The sequence below is a fragment of the Methylocaldum sp. genome (genome assembly GCF_039794385.1).
Classification (GTDB): Bacteria; Pseudomonadota; Gammaproteobacteria; order Methylococcales; family Methylococcaceae; genus Methylocaldum.
The window spans coordinates 1-2,712 of sequence record NZ_JBDIVO010000494.1 but is presented as its reverse complement, the minus strand read 5'-3'; the positions used below and the strand labels follow the sequence as shown (position 1 = coordinate 2,712).

3 protein-coding genes are annotated in these 2,712 nt (G+C 59.9%); 2 read left to right on the top strand and 1 reads right to left on the bottom strand.

The window, feature by feature from the left end:
• On the bottom strand, window positions 1-1,733 hold a 1,733-nt coding region (locus tag ABJK70_RS23255; protein WP_347259281.1), incomplete at its 3' end, for an efflux RND transporter permease subunit.
• A gap of 93 nt (window positions 1,734-1,826) precedes the next feature.
• On the opposite strand from ABJK70_RS23255, the gene ABJK70_RS23250 reads away from it, so the two are divergent.
• Complete coding sequence (locus ABJK70_RS23250) at window positions 1,827-2,099, top strand: type II toxin-antitoxin system Phd/YefM family antitoxin (RefSeq protein WP_133716425.1); 273 nt, start codon at window positions 1,827-1,829, stop codon at window positions 2,097-2,099.
• Window positions 2,096-2,521, top strand: coding sequence for a type II toxin-antitoxin system VapC family toxin (locus tag ABJK70_RS23245; RefSeq protein WP_133716426.1), 426 nt, complete (start codon window positions 2,096-2,098; stop codon window positions 2,519-2,521). The genes ABJK70_RS23250 and ABJK70_RS23245 overlap by 4 nt, the downstream gene beginning before the upstream one ends.
• The last annotated feature ends 191 nt before the right edge of the window (window positions 2,522-2,712 follow it).

The window sequence follows — 2,712 nt, the reverse complement described above, 5'->3', positions numbered from 1 at the left end:
GTCACCGAAATGCCGGGCAAGGTGGTGGGCATGTACAGGATGGTGCCCTCGTAGAGGGGGGGCATGAACTCCGAGCCCATCCGCTGATAGACCGGAATGATGCTGACGACGAGCAAAACGGACAAGACCATGAGGGACACGCGGTAGCGCAGCGCGAGCCTGAGCAGCGGCGCATAGGCTCGCTGCAAAAGACGGCTCACCGGATGGCGCGCCTCGGGCCGGATGCGCCCCCGGATCAGGAGCGACAGCAGGGCCGGAATCAAGGTCACCGCCAGCACCGCGCTCATGGCGATGGACAGGTTCTTGGTCCAGGCCAATGGTTTGAACAGCCGGCCTTCCTGGGCCTCCAGGGTGAACACCGGCATGAACGCCACGGCAATGACCAGGAGCGATGCGAAAATCGCGGGGCCCACTTCCTTGGCGGAATCGATGAGCACCCGCTCTCGGCTGCCCCGTCGACCGCCCCGGTCCCATTCCTCCAGGCGCTTATGGGCGTTGTCGACCATCACGATGGCGGCGTCCACCATATCGCCGATGGCGACGATGATGCCGCCGATGGACATGATGTTCAGGCCGAGCCCCATAAAATAAATGGGGATGAAGGCGATAAGCACAGCGAGCGGCAGGGTGATGATGGGGATCAGGGCCGAGCGGAAGTGCAGCAGGAAGCCTACGATCAGGACGCTGACGACGATCAGTTCCTCGATCAGATTCTCGGTGGCCGTGGCGATGGACTGCCGGATCAGGTCGCTGCGGTCGTAAACCGTCACGATCTTGACGCCCGGGGGCAGCGAAGGCTCGATTTGTTTGAGTTTCGCCTTGATGCGGTCGATGACCTTGGGGGCGTCTTCGCCGTAGCGCATGATCACGACGCCGCCCACCACTTCGCCCCGACCGTCGAGTTCCACCAGACCCCGCCGCATGTCCGGCCCGAGCGTCACCGTCGCGACATCCCGCAGCAAGATCGGTGTTCCGCCGGGATTCACCCCCACCGCGATACTCTCGATATCCGCAACGGATTTAATATAGCCGCGGCCGCGCACCATGTATTCGGCGCCGGAAAGTTCCACCACCCGACCGCCCACGTCCAAATTGCTCATCCGCACCTTGTCCACAATGTCCGATACCGATAGCCGGTAACCCAGCAGTTTGGTCGGATCCAGGTTGATCTGGTATTGGCGCACGAATCCGCCCACGCTCGCCACCTCCGCCACCCCGTCCACGCTGGCCAGCCAATACCGGAGATACCAGTCCTGGAAGGAGCGTAAACTCGCGAGGTCCTGCTGTCCGGTCTCGTCGACGAGGGCGTACTGAAATACCCAGCCCACCGCCGTGGCGTCCGGCCCAAGCTGGGGCGTCACGCCCTCGGGCAACCGTCCGGCCAACTGGCTCATGTATTCCAGGACGCGCGAACGGGCCCAATAAATGTCGGTGCCGTCCTTGAACAGCACGTAAACGTAGGAATAGCCGAAGTCCGAAAAGCCGCGCACCACGGTGACATTGGGCGCCGAGATCAAGGCGGTTACGATGGGATAGGTAATCTGGTCTTCCACCAGGTCCGGCGAACGTCCCGGCCATTTGGCATAGACGATGACTTGGGTATCGGACAGGTCCGGCAGGGCATCGATCGGGGTGTTCTTTAAACTCCAAAAACCCGCCGAGGCCAGGCCGAACACCAGCAGGAACACGATGAAGCGGTTTTTGGCGCAGAACTCGATGACGCATTCTACCACACTCCATTCTCCTTGATGGGATATGGCTACATTGAGCCGAAATAAAGTCTATAATATGGCAATATTTTTACTGCCATAGCTTACTTTAGGGCCATGATGGAAATATCGGTTCACGAATTCAAAGACAAGCTCTCCAAATACCTGCGCCTCGTTGGTGAAGGCAACCCCGTGGTGATCACTTCCCACAGAAAACCGGTGGCCGTTTTGAACCCCGTCACCTGTGCCGGGCAACCCAATCTGCAAGCCTTGCTTGCGGCGGGCAAGATCAAATGGAGCGGCAAGCGGGCACATATTGATCCGCATCGCCCGGTGGCCTCCATCAAGGGTGGCTCGATCGTGGACACTGTGCTCGAAGACCGCGAATGAACCTGTACCTCGACAGTTCGGCCTGGGTGAAACTTTACGTGGCCGAACCGGGGCAGCCGGAGTTCATTCGGATGGCCAGTACGGCGGTGCTGTTGATATCCCACTTGATCGCCTACGTCGAGGTCCACGCCGCGTTCGCCAAACGATGGCGCATGGGTGATATCAAGGACATCGATTACGATCAATGCCTGGCCCAGTTTCAAAGCGACTGGGCGGACGCCCTCATCGTCCAGGTCGACGAGCCTCTTGCCCAGAGCGCGGCGGAGATGGCCTTTACTTATGGTTTGCGCGGTTACGACAGCGTTCACCTGGCCGCCGCTCACTTCTTCCATCAGCATTCGGGTGAGCCTCTACATTTCGCTTGTTTCGATAAACGCCTCAACGCGGCGGCCAAAAGCCTTGGCCTGCATTTGCTTATCTGACGGGAGACGTGCCGCCTTTTCATTAGTGCTTCATCCCCGCCATACCCCCCACCGCAGCTTTCAACTGGCTTTCCGAATCGATCAGAAAGTTCGCCGAGGTAACGACGTGGTCGCCCGGCTCGATGCCTTCGGTGATCTCGACCCATTCCGCGCCTCGCACCCCCGTTGTCACGTTGCGCCATTCGAGCTTG

What these genes read in the sequence shown, in the direction of transcription:
- ABJK70_RS23245 (WP_133716426.1), top strand. Translation starts at nt 2,096, where the DNA reads ATGAACCTGTACCTCGACAGTTCGGCCTGGGTGAAACTTTACGTGGCC.
- ABJK70_RS23250 (WP_133716425.1), top strand. Translation starts at nt 1,827, where the DNA reads ATGATGGAAATATCGGTTCACGAATTCAAAGACAAGCTCTCCAAATAC.